This is a genomic window from Streptomyces sp. S.PNR 29 (assembly GCF_030386795.1).
GTDB lineage: Bacteria > Actinomycetota > Actinomycetes > Streptomycetales > Streptomycetaceae > Streptomyces.
The window spans coordinates 869,634-883,192 of record NZ_JANUQM010000001.1 but is presented as its reverse complement, the minus strand read 5'-3'; the positions used below and the strand labels follow the sequence as shown (position 1 = coordinate 883,192).

The 13,559-nt window shown below is 71.2% G+C and carries 14 protein-coding genes and 2 pseudogenes; 9 read left to right on the top strand and 7 right to left on the bottom strand.

The features are described 5' to 3' along the window. Positions 1-88: 88 nt before the first annotated feature. Positions 89-274 (bottom strand): hypothetical protein, encoded by a 186-nt coding sequence (locus NW895_RS04315; RefSeq protein WP_289933781.1) that lies wholly within the window; start codon positions 272-274, stop codon positions 89-91. 165 nt (positions 275-439) lie between these two features. Between NW895_RS04315 and NW895_RS04310 the strand changes: the two genes are divergently transcribed. Next, complete coding sequence (locus NW895_RS04310) at positions 440-1,330, top strand: winged helix-turn-helix domain-containing protein (protein ID WP_289933780.1); 891 nt, start codon at positions 440-442, stop codon at positions 1,328-1,330. Positions 1,331-1,344: 14 nt separating this feature from the next. Here NW895_RS04310 and NW895_RS04305 read toward each other — a convergent pair whose 3' ends face one another. Next, the gene (locus NW895_RS04305; protein WP_289933779.1) at positions 1,345-1,533 is read right to left on the bottom strand and encodes a hypothetical protein; all 189 of its coding nucleotides are present in this window, start codon (positions 1,531-1,533) and stop codon (positions 1,345-1,347) included. A gap of 199 nt (positions 1,534-1,732) precedes the next feature. Between NW895_RS04305 and NW895_RS04300 the strand changes: the two genes are divergently transcribed. The 5 genes and pseudogenes from NW895_RS04300 to NW895_RS04280 form a co-directional block, all read left to right on the top strand. Beyond that, the gene (locus NW895_RS04300) at positions 1,733-2,584 is read left to right on the top strand and encodes a winged helix-turn-helix domain-containing protein (protein ID WP_289933958.1); all 852 of its coding nucleotides are present in this window, start codon (positions 1,733-1,735) and stop codon (positions 2,582-2,584) included. A gap of 146 nt (positions 2,585-2,730) precedes the next feature. After that, on the top strand, positions 2,731-3,390 hold the full coding sequence (locus NW895_RS04295; RefSeq protein ID WP_289933778.1) for a TetR family transcriptional regulator: 660 nt from the start codon (positions 2,731-2,733) through the stop codon (positions 3,388-3,390). 41 nt (positions 3,391-3,431) lie between these two features. Next, positions 3,432-5,462 carry an AAA family ATPase gene (locus NW895_RS04290; RefSeq protein ID WP_289933777.1) on the top strand — a complete coding sequence of 677 codons (2,031 nt, stop codon included), beginning with the start codon at positions 3,432-3,434 and terminating at the stop codon, positions 5,460-5,462. Between the two features lie 81 nt (positions 5,463-5,543). After that, positions 5,544-5,633: pseudogene (locus NW895_RS04285) on the top strand (RraA family protein); the annotation flags it as partial. 46 nt (positions 5,634-5,679) lie between these two features. After that, a pseudogene (locus NW895_RS04280) lies at positions 5,680-5,853 on the top strand (helix-turn-helix domain-containing protein); the annotation flags it as partial. A 134-nt stretch (positions 5,854-5,987) separates the two neighbouring features. On the opposite strand, the gene NW895_RS04275 reads toward NW895_RS04280, so the two are convergent. The 3 genes from NW895_RS04275 to NW895_RS04265 all read right to left on the bottom strand — a co-directional run bounded on the left by NW895_RS04275 (position 5,988) and on the right by NW895_RS04265 (position 8,812). After that, positions 5,988-6,857 (bottom strand): transglutaminase domain-containing protein, encoded by an 870-nt coding sequence (locus NW895_RS04275; protein ID WP_289933776.1) that lies wholly within the window; start codon positions 6,855-6,857, stop codon positions 5,988-5,990. A gap of 163 nt (positions 6,858-7,020) precedes the next feature. Further along, entirely contained in the window at positions 7,021-8,106 is a 1,086-nt protein-coding gene (locus NW895_RS04270) for a MerR family transcriptional regulator (RefSeq protein WP_289933775.1), read from the bottom strand. 82 nt (positions 8,107-8,188) lie between these two features. Beyond that, positions 8,189-8,812, bottom strand: a complete 624-nt coding sequence (locus NW895_RS04265; RefSeq protein ID WP_289933774.1) for a histidine phosphatase family protein — start codon at positions 8,810-8,812, stop codon at positions 8,189-8,191. 157 nt (positions 8,813-8,969) lie between these two features. On the opposite strand from NW895_RS04265, the gene NW895_RS04260 reads away from it, so the two are divergent. The 3 genes from NW895_RS04260 to NW895_RS04250 all read left to right on the top strand — a co-directional run bounded on the left by NW895_RS04260 (position 8,970) and on the right by NW895_RS04250 (position 10,722). After that, on the top strand, positions 8,970-9,566 hold the full coding sequence (locus NW895_RS04260) for a helix-turn-helix transcriptional regulator (RefSeq protein WP_289933773.1): 597 nt from the start codon (positions 8,970-8,972) through the stop codon (positions 9,564-9,566). A gap of 76 nt (positions 9,567-9,642) precedes the next feature. Then, the gene (locus NW895_RS04255; RefSeq protein ID WP_289933772.1) at positions 9,643-10,248 is read left to right on the top strand and encodes a hypothetical protein; all 606 of its coding nucleotides are present in this window, start codon (positions 9,643-9,645) and stop codon (positions 10,246-10,248) included. A 141-nt stretch (positions 10,249-10,389) separates the two neighbouring features. Next, entirely contained in the window at positions 10,390-10,722 is a 333-nt protein-coding gene (locus NW895_RS04250) for a DUF2516 family protein (protein ID WP_289933957.1), read from the top strand. A gap of 44 nt (positions 10,723-10,766) precedes the next feature. Here the strand turns inward: NW895_RS04250 and NW895_RS04245 are convergent, their stop codons facing one another. Together NW895_RS04245 and NW895_RS04240 are read right to left on the bottom strand one after the other, a co-directional pair. Further along, positions 10,767-12,107: a response regulator gene (locus NW895_RS04245; protein ID WP_289933771.1), complete on the bottom strand. Its 1,341-nt coding sequence runs from the start codon at positions 12,105-12,107 to the stop codon at positions 10,767-10,769. 365 nt (positions 12,108-12,472) lie between these two features. Continuing rightward, positions 12,473-13,546 carry a C40 family peptidase gene (locus NW895_RS04240; RefSeq protein WP_289933770.1) on the bottom strand — a complete coding sequence of 358 codons (1,074 nt, stop codon included), beginning with the start codon at positions 13,544-13,546 and terminating at the stop codon, positions 12,473-12,475. Positions 13,547-13,559 lie beyond the last annotated feature (13 nt).

Below are 13,559 nucleotides of genomic sequence, written 5' to 3'. Positions count from 1 at the left end.
GCGCGTGTTCTGTTGTTGTTCGGTTGTGCCTGACCGGCCGGGCTCCCGGCTCCCCTCCGGAAGGGAGTCCGGCCAGCGGATCCCGGGGTCAGCCGGACGGGGCGAGCAGCATCACGAGGATCACCGCCCCGATACCGCTGAGCAGGGGGTTCTTGGCCTTGAGGCCGAGGGACAGCGCGACGAGGGCGATGATGCCCATCGCTCCGAACTTCGACTGCACGAACTGCTCGAATCCGATGGCCAGGGCGGCGAGGGCGAGAGCGATGAGGGGCACGGGGTCCATCCTTCCGGGACGGTGGAGTAGACCAACCATCGGAAAGTGCAACCATGTCGACCAAGTTGGTAGCCAACTTATCCTTGGTTGTGTCTTCTTGGAAGTGTCCGGTAACCACCGGTTGGGCAACTGCACGAAGATGGCGCAAAGTTGTAATGTGCCAAGGTGACCTCGGACAGCGCGGCCCTCAACGGGCAGAAGACAGCGCGGCCGTCGCACCGAGAAGTGGCGGACGTACTGCGCGAACGGATCAGATCCGGCGAACTGCGGCCGGGGCAGCGCATGCCCACGCAGGCCCGGCTCTCCCGGGACTTCGGCGTCGAGCGCGGCACCGTACGGCAGGCGCTCCGCATCCTGCAGTCCGAGAACCTGCTCACCAACGTGTCCAAGGGAAGCCCGGCCACGGTCGCCGACTCGCGTGGCGCCCTCAGCGGCCCGGCGGCCCCGCCCCGGGGGGCGCTGGTGGCGCTCGCACCGAGGGTGACGGCCGCATTCGAGGCCCGGCACGTCGAGATCAGCGCCCTCTGCCTGATGTCGACGTCCCTCAACCTCGCCATGAGCGAAGCCCTGCGAAAGATCCATGAGGGGGAGCTGAAACCGGCCAAGGTGGACGTGCGCGTCCTGCTGCCCAGCAGCGAGATCGACCCCGCCTTCCCGGCGCCGGTGGACCCCGTCGCCGCCGGCCGGCTCCAGCGGCACCAGCGGTCCAGGCGGCTGGCCCAGGCGCAGGTGCTGGAGCACAATCTGCTGGCCCTGCGCAGCACTCACCAGATCGACGTGAGCGTCACCTTCCGCGCGCTGCCCTTCACCCCGCCCGTGAAGCTGTACGTGTTCAACGGCGCGGAGGCGCTCTTCGCCTACTACACGCCGACGCTCCGCGAGAAGCAGATCGGCCAGGAGGAACTGGAGGTCTACGACGTCGAGGGCACCCGGTCGATGCTGTTCGGCTTCGAGCGGGACGCCGGACGCCGGGACACGACGTTCGTGGACGAGTCGTGTCGGTGGTTCGAGTCGCTCTGGAGCACCATCAGCACGGACCTGCCGCTGACGGACTGACGGCCGCCGCCGGATCACAGCGCCGGCCTGGAGACCATGAGGGCGAGCGCCACCGCGCCGATGCTGCTGCACGTGTGGTTGCGGGCCTTGATGCCGATCACCAGCAGCACGAGCCAGAGGATGCCGGCAGCGCCGTACTTCCACTGGAGCAGTCGTTCGAAAGTGGCTCCTGCGATGCCGAACACGAGGGCTTTCACGGACACGGTGGTGTCTCCTTAGAGCGGGGAGGGTGCGTCCTCCCTTCGGCGGCGAACAGCCGAAGATCCAGACCAACTTGGATAAGTTGGTTACCAACTATGGCTAAGTTGTTCCTACTTGGCGGTTATCCTTAAACAACTTCCGCAAACTCCCCTCAAGTGGGTGGGGTTGTACGGTTCTGTCGTGACGGAGGAGAGCGTGGCAGTGAACGGCAGCAGGAGGCTCTCGCCCCAGGAGATCGCCGACGTACTGCGGGACCGCATCCGTACCGGGGACCTCAGGGCCGGGGACCGCCTGCCCACCCAGGCCGAACTGGCCGAGGAGTTCGGCGTGGAGCGCGGCAGCGTCCGTCAGGCTCTGCGGGCGCTCCAGGAGGACGGCCTGCTCAGCAACGTCAGCAAGGGCAGTCCGCCGCGGGTCGCCGAACCGGCGCCGGCCCGCGACGAGCCCCGGCCCACGATGGTGGCCCTGGCCCCGAGCCTGACCAAGGCCTTCGCGGCCCGGCACGTGCGGATCGACGCTGCCTGCCTCACCGCGGAGAGCCTCATCCCGTCCCTGGGTGAACCGCTCCGGCTGATCCACAGCGGGGAGATCCGCCCGGAGAAGATCGACTTCCGCGTCCTGCTGCCGTCCCGGGACATCGACCTCGCCTTCCCGGCCCCGGTGGAGGGCCGCGGCGATGGCGACGACGCGGTGCGCCGGCGCTGGCTGGCCGTACGCAACGCTCAGGGGCACGTCCTGCGCCACAACCTCCTCACCCTGCGCACGCAGGGCATCGACGTGACGGTGACCTTCCGGGCGCTGCCGTTCACGCCGCCGGTGAAGCTGTACCTGCTCAACGGCGAGCAGGCCCTGATCGCGTACTACATGGTCACCCGCCGTGCGGCGGCCACCGACAGCGGGGCGCTGGACCTGTACGACGTGAGGGGCACCGAGTCCCTCCTCTTCTCCTTCGAGAAGGCGGCCGGTCAGCGGGACGCCGCGTTCGTGGACGAGTCCCAGAAGTGGTTCGACGCGCTGTGGGAGACCGTCACGACGGACCTGACGCTGTCCTGATCCGGCCCTTGGACTGGTTGTCCTGTATGGGCTCCTCCCTGTATGTGATCGGGTCGCTCGCGCCGCTGCTCCTTGAGGCGGCGGGTCATGCGCGCGCCCGGTGACGGCGGACGCCGCCCCGTCGGAGCTGCGTAAGCTCGCTGGTCATGAAGGAGATCGGCAAGGGGAGCGGGAACGAGGGCGGCAGCGGGATCGGCCTGCGTGAGCGCAAGAAGCAGCGGATGTACCGGGTCGTGTCGGACCTCGCGATCCGGCTCTTCGTGGAGAAGGGGTTCGACGCGGTGTCCGTCGCCGAGGTGGCGGCCGCGGCCGAGATCTCCAAGCCGACTCTCTTCCGGTACTTCCCGTCGAAGGAGGACCTCGTCCTGTACCGGATCGCCGACCACGAGGGCGAGGCCGCGCGGGTCGTGGGGCAGGGGCCCTCACCGGTCGAGGCGCTGCGGCGGCACTTCCTCGACGGGCTGGAGCGGTCCGATCCGATCACCGGGCTGAACGACGATCCGGAGGTGCTCGCCTTCCATACGCTGCTCTACGGGACACCCGCTCTGGTCGCGCGCCTGCACGGGCAACTGGAGCGGTCGGAGGCCGCGCTCGCCGAGGCTCTCGGGGGCGGGCTGGACGCGCGGCTGGCCGCGGGGCAGATCGTCGCCGTCCAGCGGATCCTCGCGCAGGACAACTGGCGGCGCATCGCGGCCGGGGAGCGGGTGGCGGACGTACGGGCGGACGCGGTGGCCGCGGCGGAGCGCGCGTTCGCGTTGCTGGCGGCGGGGTTGCCGCACCTGTCCCCGCATCAGGCAACTGAGTAAAAAATTTAACTCGGTTACGTTATTCCGGTACGCTCGCCGGAATGACGTCACCCGACCCTGCCCTCCAGCACGCCCTCGCCCAGGAACGCGCCCACCACGACCACTGCCGCGCCGCCCTCACCGCCATGGTCGAAGGCGCCCGGGAACAGGTCGTCACCGGCGAGGACGTCTCCGCCTCCGGTGCCGACGCCGAAGTCCTCGGTTACCGGCTGCGCAGCCAGGCCAAGGCGCTGCGGGAACTGCCCGAAGGGCCGCTGTTCTTCGGCCGGCTGGACTTCGCGCCGGGCGCCGGCGAGCACGCCGGGCAGCACTACCACGTCGGCCGGCTGCGGATCACCGAGCACCCGGCGGCCCCGCCCCTCGTCGTCGACTGGCGTGCTCCCGTCTCCCGCGCCTTCTACCAGGCCGGCGCCCACGACCCGCAGGGCGTGGCCGTGCGGCGGCGGTTCGGCTGGGCGCCCGGCAGCCGGGGCGACTCCGCCGACCTGACCGGCCTGGAGGACGAGCACCTGGACCGGGGGGAGTCCCGGGCCAGCGACATCGTCGCCCGGGAGATCGAGCGGCCCCGCGTGGGACCCATGCGGGACATCGCCGCGACCATCCAGCCCGAGCAGGACGACCTGGTACGCGGCGACCTGGCCGTCTCGGTGTGCGTGCAGGGCGCTCCCGGCACCGGCAAGACCGCCGTCGGCCTGCACCGCGCCGCCTACCTGCTCTACACCCACCCGCAGCGCATCCGGCGCGGGGGACTGCTGATCCTCGGGCCCAACCCCACCTTCCTCTCCTACATCGCCGAGGTGCTGCCCGCCCTCGGCGAGACCGGCGTACGGCAGTCGACGCTGCGGGACGAGATCGCGCGCCACCCGGTCGCCGGGACCGACTCCGATCAGGCAGCCGCCGTCAAGCACGACGTCCGGATGGCCGGGGTACTGCGCCGGGCCCTGTACGCGCGGGTGCGCGCGGCGGACGGCGACGGCCTTGCCGTACCGGATGGTTCCTACCGCTGGCGGGTCCCCGCCGACGAGCTGACGCGGATCGTGGCCTGGGTGCGGGAGGAGGAACCGCCGTACGAGGTCGGGCGGGAGCGGGTGCGTTCGCGGATCGTGCGGTGCGTGCAGGACCAGGCCGAGCGGCGGGGCGGGCCGCGGACCAGCGCCTGGGTGCGGAGGATCGAGCGGGCGCGGCAGGTCGGGGCGTACCTCGACGCCGTCTGGCCGCGGGTGCGGCCGGAGGAGGTCGTCGCCGGGCTCCTGGGGGATCCGGCGGTGCTCAAGGAGGCGGCCGACGGGCTGCTCGACGCCGACGAGCAGAAGGCCGTGCTGTGGCCGAGGCCACCGCGGTCGTGGAAGTCGGCGCGCTGGTCGGACGCCGACCTGGTCCTCCTCGACGAGGTCGCGGGGCTGATCGAGCACCCCGGGGGCTACGGCCATGTCGTCGTCGACGAGGCGCAGGACCTCTCCCCGATGGAGTGCCGGGCGATCGCCCGCCGGGCGTCCTTCGGCTCGCTCACCGTGCTCGGCGACCTGGCGCAGGCGACCACACCGTGGGCGGCCCGGTCCTGGGAGACGGTCCTCGCGCACCTGGGGAAGCCGGACGCGGCCGTGGTGCCGCTGACCACCGGTTTCCGGGTGCCGGAGGCGGTCGTCGCCCTCGCCAACCGGCTGCTCCGGCGGCTGGACGTCGACGTCCCCGCGGCCCGTTCCCTGCGCGGCGACGGGGAACTGCGCATCCGCGAGACGCAGGATGTGCCCGCCGGGGTCGTGGCAGCCGTACGGGACGCCCTGGGCCGGGAGGGTTCCATCGGGGTCGTGGCCGCCGACGCGGACGTGCCCAGGGTCCGGGAGGCCCTGGACGCGGCCGGGATCGACGCGGCGGGTCCCGAGGAACTGGTCGCCCGGGTGGCCGTGGTGCCGGCGAGCGTCGTCAAGGGGCTTGAGTACGACCACGTCGTGGCCGTCGAGCCGGCGTCGATCGCGGAGGCGGAGGAACGGGGGCTGCACCGGCTGTACGTGGTACTGACGCGGGCGGTGTCCCGGCTGGAGGTGGTGCACGGGCGGCCGTTGCCGTTCTAGGCGAGCAGGCGAGCAGGTGAGCAGGCGGTCACTCGGTCCAGGCGACACCGGGGTCGGGCCGGTGGGGCGTAGGGTCAAGTCATGTCCGACACCGACGAGTTCGACGACATTCCCACGACCACGCTGGCCGACCTGCTGGGCCGCGAGCAGGTCATGGACATCGGCGGGCGTGATGCGCGCGGCCTGCACAGCGGCCCCGAGGACCGGCGCGCGCCACCGCGAGATGGAGACGGACGGGCTGGTGCACCGCCAGGTGTACGACGAGCTACCGCTGAAGACCGTGTACTCCCTGACGGAGTTCGGCCGTGAACTCGCCGAGGCGCTGGCCCCGCTCTCCGACTGGGGCCACCGCCGCCTGGACAAGCTGGCCGAGGCCCGGTCGGCCTCCTGAGTCCACCGCCACCTCCGTCCTCTTCGGACCCGGCCCCGCACCGTTCGCCCGCATCCAGGGTCGGCCGGGGGCGGCCCTCTGCCAAGTACGCACAAATAAGTGGGTACGAGGTGCCCACCGTTTCCGGTCGGCGGTCAGACCAGCAGATGCTGCGGCACCGCCAGACGCTCGTCGGCGAACAGGCGGGCCAGGGCGGCCGGGTCGCCTTGCGCGCAGGTCTCGGCGAGCGTGTCGATGAGCTCGTCGTAGTCGGGCCCCGTCCTGCCCTCGTAGGCCTCGGTCATACGGCCCCACTCGTCCCAGGGCAGCATCTCCAGCCCGCACAGCGCGGCGAGGTCCCGCACCGCGTTGCCGCTGATCTCGGCCGGGCCCCAGGCGTGATCGGTGCCGGCCACCCCGAACATCCGCGGATCGATCAGACCCCTGCGGTACTGGATCCACGCCTCGCCGCCGGTCAGGAACTCGCCCGGCGCGAGGTCTTCCGGGCGCTCGGCGAAGCCGTGGCCGAGATGCTCGGTGTCGACGCGCACCCAGCGCCCTTCGCCGGCGTTCCAGTACTCCGTGACCCAGTGGTCGAGACCGCGTCCCTCCTGGAAACGGGTGCCGAAGCCGCAGCGGGCCCGCGCGGGGATGCCCCGCGCCCGCAGCAGCGCACAGGCGAGGGTGGCGAAGTGCCTGCACGTGCCCACCACGCGCTGCTCGGGTATGCGGGCCTGACACAGGGGAGCCGGGTCGAGGGCGGTGAGCGCCGCGATCAGCCGGTTCACCGGCCGGATGTTCCGCTCCGCCGGCCGCTCGTCCGCAACGCCGAGCGCGGCGGCGTCGGCCGGCTGGATGACCAGGCCCTGCACGGCGGCGCAGATCCCGACCGGGTCCTCCGGCAGCCCGTCCAGGAGCTCTGCCTGCCCGGCGTCGAGGCGGGTGAGGGGACCGGGCCGGGAGTAGTCGTGCGCGAAGTCCCCGGCGTGGTCGTTGTCGAACGGGCCGACGTTCCAAGTCCCCATGGACGTCTCCAAGTCGGTGGCTGCTTGCGATGTGCCAACCTGCGACCCCAAGTCTGGCTCGGCATCGCGATGTACCAGTAGGTCGGCAAGCACCCGGACGAGACTCACCCTGCCCACCCGCTCGCCCTCAGCAGTGGCCTTCAGCCCGGACGGTGCATGCCGCTCACTCCTCCTGCTGGAGCTCCATGACGTCGGCGACCACGCAGCTGACGTTGTCGGGGCCGCCGGAGCCGTTGGCGAGGGCGATGAGTCCGTGGACCGCCTGCTCGGGTTCCCGGATCCCGGAGAGCACCCGGTGGATCTCTTCGGTCGGCACGACGGTGGACAGGCCGTCGGCGCAGAGCAGGTACCGGTCCGACGGCCGGGCGTCGTGCAGGCGTATGTCAGGGCTGGCATCGGCGCCTTGGCCCAGGGCTCGTATCAGCAGCGACCGCTCGGGATGGGAGGCGGCTTCGTCCGGGCTGAGGCGTCCCTCGTCGACCATCGACTGCACCATGGTGTGGTCGTGGGTGATCTGGAACAGCTCTCCGTCGCGCAGGAGGTAGACGCGGGAGTCGCCGATGTGGACGAGGGCGAGCTGCGATCCGGTCCAGAGCATCGCGGTGAGTGTGGTGCCCGCCTCTTCGGGGGAAGGGCCGGTTCCCGCGACGCCGTGCACGGCCTGTTCGGCCTGTTCGATCGCGTCGTGCAGGGCGTTGAGGAGATCGCCCGCTGGGACGCCGTCGGTTTCGAGGTGCTTGAGCGCGTCGACGGCGGCCGCGCTCGCGGGGCCTCCTTGACTGCCGTAGCCGTCGGCGACAGCGAGCAGGCGGGACCCGGCGTAGGCGGTGTCCTGGTTGCTCTGGCGGACGAGGCCCGTGTCGGACAGCGCGGCGTAACGGATTCCCAGGGGTGTGGCGGTCGGGGACATGGCAGGGCCCTTCCAGGACAGGTGGTCGATGAGGAAGGTGGCCAGGTCCCGCCGTGCGGCGGTGTCGGCCTCGACCTGGGCCCAGAACGCGCGGATCTCCTGGGCCGCCGGGCCCGCCTCCAGCGTGCAGACGTGCTGGATGCGGGCCAGGGGCATCCCCAGGCGTCGGAGCCAGGCGACCAGCCGGGCCTGATCCAGCTGTTCCGGTGCGTAGCGGCGGTAGCCGGTCACCGGGTCCACACGAGCAGGGGTCAGCAGGCCGAGCTCGTCGTAGAGACGTAGTGCCTTCGGCGACAGCCGGGACGCCTTCGCGAACGCCCCGATGGTCAGCAGCCCCATGCCCACTCCTCCTCATGCCGAGCACATCGCCCGGCCCCCACCGAGGGTGCGGGCTCCCCCAAGGTGAAGGTCAACCTCTTGGTCAGATGTGCAGTTCGGGCGGGAAGCCGGTCCAGCGCAGGTCTTCGGGCAGGTGCCGCACGTCGTTGTAGAACAACACGGAGGACGGCCTGCCGGGTGCGTATCGGATGACCGTCAGAGCTGCGTTGCCGTGGTTGAGGCCCATCCAGCGCCACTCGGGCGCGTCGAGGGCGGCCCGGATCAGCCATCCGATGAGGAAGTTGTGCGTGACGACCAAGTCGTGGCGGGGGTGATCGCCGTCGACCGGGCCTGTGAACTCCGCAAGTGCTTCCCGGGCCAGCGCTGGACCACGGTTGCGCTCCTCTTCCGGAACCTGAGCGAGGAAGGCGAGCATGGCGTCGGCCGAATCCGGCGGCAGTTCCTCCTTCGCCGGCAGGTAGGGGATGTAGTCGCCGGCCAACTCTGACTGGTGCAGTGGGACGTCGCCCAGGTGTGCGCTGATCAGCTGGGCGGTTTGCGCCGCCCGGCGCAGTGGACCGTGGTGGATCGCCGACAGTGGGGTGTTTCGGAGCCGTTCACCGAGCAGAACGGCTTGGCGTCGGCCGTTTTCGGTCAGGGTGGTCTCATCCGGTGACGCTTCGCCGTGGCGAGCGAGGTAGAGGTATCGCGTAGCTGTGTCTGCCATGTCCTGGGGCTCCGTCGGCAACCGTGATCTTGTATGTCACGGATGGACGCCAAGCCCTTCGTGCATGGTTCCGTCGTGGCTTCCTGCCTCGAGTGGCGTGGCGCACTATTGCAAGCGGCTGCTTGCAATAGTTAGCGCGATCGTGCATCGTGGAGGCATGGCATCGCTCAACGTCGGCAATCTCGGTGAGTACCTGCGCGAGCAGCGGCGCAACGCGCAGCTGTCGCTCAGGCAGCTCGCCGACGCCGCCGGGGTGTCCAATCCGTATCTGAGCCAGATCGAGCGCGGGCTGCGCAAGCCGAGCGCGGAGGTGCTGCAGCAGGTCGCGAAGGCGCTGCGGATCTCCGCCGAGACGCTGTACGTGCGCGCCGGCATCCTCGACGCCGAGCGGGACCGGGACGAGGTGGAGACGCGTGCCGTCATCCTCGCCGACCCCACGCTGAACGAGCGGCAGAAGCAGGTGCTGCTCCAGATCTACGAGTCCTTCCGCAAGGAGAACGGGTTCGCGATCGCGGCGGCCGAGGCCGCCATGGCCGGCGAGGACGCGACGGACGGTCGGGACGACGCTCGGGACGATGCTCCGGACAGCGGTGACATCGCCGTACGCGCCCCCCGCGCGGTCGACGGCGACAGCACCGCGATACGCCGCGCGCGTGGCGGCGCCCCCGGCAAGGACGCCGGGCGCAAGACCGCCGCGCGCCGCCCCCGTACGACCGGCGGCAGCGACGCCGACCCGCAGCAGACAGCCGGCTGAGACCGACGAGCCGGCCGGCCGAGTGCGCGGGGACCCACAAAACCCTCAGCTGAACGTGATCCGGAGGACCAGCACCATGGCCATCACCGACGACCTGCGCAAGACCCTCAGCGACCCGACCCCGCTCTACTTCGCCGCGGGCACCGCCGACCTGGCCCTGCAGCAGGCCAAGAAGGTGCCCGGCCTGGTCGAGCAGCTGCGTGCCGAGGCGCCCGCGCGCATCGACGCCGTCCGCAACACCGACCCGAAGGCCGTCCAGGAGAAGGCGACCGCCCGCGTCAAGGAGACGCAGGAGACCCTGCAGGTCAAGGTCGGCGAGATCATCGGCACCCTCGACACGGACCTGAAGAAGCTCGGCGAGACCGCCCAGGACCTCGCGCTGCGCGGGGTCGGCGTCGCCGCCGAGTACGCCGTCAAGGCCCGCGAGACCTACGAGAAGGTCGCCGAGCGCGGCGAGCAGGCCGTGAAGGCCTGGCGCGGCGAGGCGGCCGAGGGCATCGAGGACCTGGCCGTGGCCGTCGAGCCGAAGGCGGAGCCGGTCCAGGTCAAGCAGGAGGCCAAGCCCGCCGAGGTCAAGGCCCAGCCCGCCCCGGCGAAGAAGGCCCCCGCCCCCGCGCCCGCCGCCAAGAAGGTGCCGGCGCGCAAGACCACCGCCAAGAAGACGACCCCGCCCGCCAAGTAAGGGGCGCGGGACGTACCCGACGTAAACCGACGGGCCGGGCACTCTCGGAGTGCCCGGCCCGTTGTGCGGGTAGCGGAGTCGTGCTTGCGGGTACGGTGACCGCGTAATGACGAGCAGAGTCTGGTGGTGGACGTTGTGCTGATGCAGGGGTTCGCAGGGTTCTTGTGGCTGCTGAACATCGCCCTGATCCTTTTCAGCGGCTTCGCATTGATCGACGCCGCCACGCGCCGCGAGGACGCCTACCGCGCGGCCGAGAAGCAGACCAAGCCCTTCTGGCTGATCATTCTCGGTCTCGCCCTGGTGGTGAACCTGATCTTCGGCATCCTGTCGTTCCTGCCGATCATCGGGCTCATCGCGACGATCGTGTACATGGTCGACGTACGGCCCGCGCTGCGCCGCCTCCCGGGCGGCGGCCGCAGCCGCCGAGGCTCCAGCAGTGACGGCCCGTACGGCCCCTGGAACGGCGGTCGCTGAGCCGGTGGGCCGAGGGCGCTCCGGGGCCCGCCCCCAGGGCACCCTCAGGCAACCCGGTCCAGCAGCAGGACCGCCACGTCGTCCGTCAGCTCGCCGCCGTTGAGCTCGCGCACCTCGTTCACCGCCGCCTGCAGCAGCCGCTCGCCGCGCAGGCCCGCGTCGATCTGCCGGCGCATCATCTCCACCATGCCCTCCTGGCCGAGGCGCTCCCGGCCCTCGCCGACGTGGCCCTCGATCAGGCCGTCGGTGTAGAGCATCAGACTCCACTCTGGTCCCAGCTCCACCTGCATCCGCGGCCAGCGGGCGCCCGGCAGCAGCCCGAGGGCCGGGCCGTTGTTGCCGTACGGCAGCAGCCGTGCGGGCCGTCCCGGGCTGGCGACCAGCGGCGCCGGGTGTCCGGCCAGGCAGAGACCGGCGCGGCGGCCGTCCGGGGAGATGTCCACCGTGCACAGGGTCGCGAAGATCTCGTCGCTCGTGCGCTCGTGCTCCAGCACCTGCTGCAGCGTGCCGAGCAGCTGGTCCCCGCACAGACCGGCCAGCGTCAGCGCGCGCCACGCGATGCGCAGCTCCACGCCGAGCGCGGCCTCGTCCGGGCCGTGCCCGCAGACGTCGCCGATCATGGCGTGCACGGTGCCGTCCGCGGTGCGGACGACGTCGTAGAAGTCGCCGCCGAGCAGGGCGCGTGAGCGGCCCGGGCGGTAGCGGGCGGCGAAGCGGAGCGAGGAGCCCTCCAACAGGGGGGTGGGCAGCAGGCCGCGCTCCAGACGGCGGTTCTCCTGGGCGCGCACCCGGCCCTCGGCGAGCCGCCGCTCGGCCGTGTCGGACCGCTTCCGCTCGACGGCGTACCGGATCGCCCTGCTCAGCAGCCGGCCGTCCAGCTCGTCGCGGAAGAGGTAGTCCTGGGCTCCTTCGCGCACCGCCTGAGCGCCGCGCTCGGCGTCGCCCGAAGCGGTGAGCGCGAGGACGGCGTGCCGGGGCGCGAGCTTCAGCACGTGCTTGAGCACGGCCAGCTCGTCGTCACCGTCGCCCGCCCGCCCGGGGGCCGGCAGCGCGAGGTCCAGCAGGATGCAGTGGACGTCGTCGGTCAGCAGCCGCTCGGCCTCGGTGAGGTTGCGGGCCGTGCGGACGCGGATCGGTTTGCCGGACTGGTCGAGCAGGTCGGGCACGATGGGCGAGCCGCCCGGATCGTCCTCGATCAGCAGCAGCGTCAGGTTGGTGTGAGAGGCGCTGTCGGCCTTGTCCGTGGTGTTCGCGACCGTGTCTTCCGTGCGCGGGGCCTGTTCTCTGGACTGTTCCCTGGAGGGGCCACCGCCCGGGGACGCGGCCCGCGCCTCACCACTCTCCACGGCCGGGATCGCTCGCTGCCGCGGTATGGGTACGGGCATCGTCTTGGGTTCCTTCCCTCCCCCCGAGGGCATGGCGGGGGCGAGAGGTCTCGACCCACCGACGGGGACCATAGCGGGTGTCGGCGCCACAGCGGAATGGTGTGAGGCACGTCGCTACGCAACCGGCCACTGTCATATGCCGCGTTCCCTACCGCAGTTGGACAGGGCGGGAACGCTGCGGGATGACGAAGGTCACGCCCGTAAGGGGTTTGAAGGACAAATCGGCGTGTGCCACGTCACGCGGCCGGTGTCACGGCGTCCAGGCTCACACCTGGGGCGGCGGTGCGGTGAGGGGACCTCACGCCGATGCCGACCGCTTTGTGAGGGGTCTCTCCTGTGGTCGTCGGCGTCGCCTTGAGGGACCGTCACGCGTCCGGTCGTACCACCCCGAGGATCGGCATCGACCCCGCCCCCGCGAGCGTCACCGTCCGCCCCGGACGCGGGGCGTGCACGATCGCGCCGTCGCCGACGTACATCGCGACATGGCTGGCGTCGTCGAAGTAGATGATGAGGTCGCCGGGCCGCATGTCCTCGATGTCGACGTGTTCCAGCTGCTTCCACTGTTCCTGCGAAGTGCGCGGAACGGTCTGCCCGGCCGACGCCCAGGCCTCGGAGGTCAGTCCGGAGCAGTCGTACGCATCCGGCCCCTCGGCGCCCCATTCATACGGTTTGCCCATCTGGGCGGTGGCGAACTCCACGGCCTTCCTGCCCTGCTCGGAGGCCTTCCCGCTGATCTCGTCCAGGATGCCGGAGTCCAGCCAGGCGGTCTGCGCCTTGTGCGCGGCCTCCTGCTCCAGCCGGGCCAGGCGCTCCTTCTCCTCTTTCTCCAGCGCGGATTCGAGCTTCTCGGCCGCCGCGATCTGCTTCTCGATCTTCTTCTGGGCCGCGGCCTTGGCCTTGCGGTGGGCCTCCAGCTTCTGCCACTGGGCGGAGGCGTCCTTGGCGTACTGCTTCAAGTCCTCCTGGGTGCGGGTCATTTCCTCGATGAGGCCCTTGGTGGCGCGCTGGCCCTGGAGCACCCGGCCCGTGCCGTCGAGGAACTCCTGCGGGTCGTCGCTCAGCATCAGCTTGGCCTCGTCCGGCAGCCCGCCGGTGCGGTACTGGGAGCGGGCCGCGGCGCCGGCGCGGTCCTTCAGCTCGTCCAGCTTCTCCTGGCCCTTGACGATCTCCTTGGCCACTTCGACGATCGCGGCGGACTGCTTCCGCGCCTTCTCCTCGGCGGCGTTGTACGCGTCCGTGGCGACGGCCGCCGCGTGGTAGAGCCCGTCGAGTTTCGCTCGTACGGCCTCCAGGTCCTTGTCGGGCACGGGGCTCGGGGTCGTGGACGGGGCGGGCGTCGGGGTCGGTGCCGCGAACGCCGTGCCCGGTGCCGACAGCACGGTGACCGCGCAGACCACGGCCACGGCCGCCGTGATCAGGCCGCGCTTGCCCGTTCCCATACCAGTGCCCCCA

Coding starts and splice junctions, on each gene's coding strand:
- NW895_RS04250 (WP_289933957.1), top strand. CDS start 10,390: ATGCAGGGGTTCGCAGGGTTCTTGTGGCTGCTGAACATCGCCCTGATC.
- NW895_RS04265 (WP_289933774.1), bottom strand. CDS start 8,812: ATGGCAGACACAGCTACGCGATACCTCTACCTCGCTCGCCACGGCGAA.
- NW895_RS04260 (WP_289933773.1), top strand. CDS start 8,970: ATGGCATCGCTCAACGTCGGCAATCTCGGTGAGTACCTGCGCGAGCAG.
- NW895_RS04295 (WP_289933778.1), top strand. CDS start 2,731: ATGAAGGAGATCGGCAAGGGGAGCGGGAACGAGGGCGGCAGCGGGATC.
- NW895_RS04255 (WP_289933772.1), top strand. CDS start 9,643: ATGGCCATCACCGACGACCTGCGCAAGACCCTCAGCGACCCGACCCCG.
- NW895_RS04240 (WP_289933770.1), bottom strand. CDS start 13,546: ATGGGAACGGGCAAGCGCGGCCTGATCACGGCGGCCGTGGCCGTGGTC.
- NW895_RS04275 (WP_289933776.1), bottom strand. CDS start 6,857: ATGGGGACTTGGAACGTCGGCCCGTTCGACAACGACCACGCCGGGGAC.
- NW895_RS04270 (WP_289933775.1), bottom strand. CDS start 8,106: ATGGGGCTGCTGACCATCGGGGCGTTCGCGAAGGCGTCCCGGCTGTCG.
- NW895_RS04245 (WP_289933771.1), bottom strand. CDS start 12,107: ATGCCCGTACCCATACCGCGGCAGCGAGCGATCCCGGCCGTGGAGAGT.
- NW895_RS04290 (WP_289933777.1), top strand. CDS start 3,432: ATGACGTCACCCGACCCTGCCCTCCAGCACGCCCTCGCCCAGGAACGC.